1 pseudogene is annotated in these 358 nt (G+C 72.9%); it reads left to right on the top strand.

Going from position 1 to position 358, the window contains the following annotated elements:
- Positions 1-112 precede the first annotated feature (112 nt).
- Positions 113-358 (top strand): annotated as a pseudogene (locus tag J0695_RS41160) (hypothetical protein); the annotation flags it as partial.

Below are 358 nucleotides of genomic sequence, written 5' to 3'. Positions count from 1 at the left end.
GATCGCTGCAGCGGGGGGCTGCTGGGGAGACACGGATTTCGTGCGACGTCATGTGCGGTTGCCCGCGTGCAAGGAATGTCGGACGACTCTTCGACCCAAGGCAGGTTTGCACATGAGACTGACCCGCGCGGCGCTGGCCGTGACCGCAGGAGCCCTGGCACCGGTTCTGCTGCTCGCCACACCGTCCTTCGCCGCCGGCGCGACGTCCCCGGCCGCAACCTCGTCCGTCGCCGCAGCCGCCGCGGCGGATGCGGCGACGGACGAGGTTGCGGCCGGGGACGTCGCCCCCGCGGCGAAGGACGGTGTGGCGAGCAGCCGAACCGGTGCCAGGGCTCCTGCGGTCACGGCCTGCCCCGCG

It is taken from the genome of Streptomyces beijiangensis (genome assembly GCF_017315755.1).
Lineage (GTDB): Bacteria > Actinomycetota > Actinomycetes > Streptomycetales > Streptomycetaceae > Streptomyces > Streptomyces beijiangensis.
Note: the sequence above shows the minus strand (reverse complement) of the source record. Positions and strands in the feature narration are given on the sequence as shown.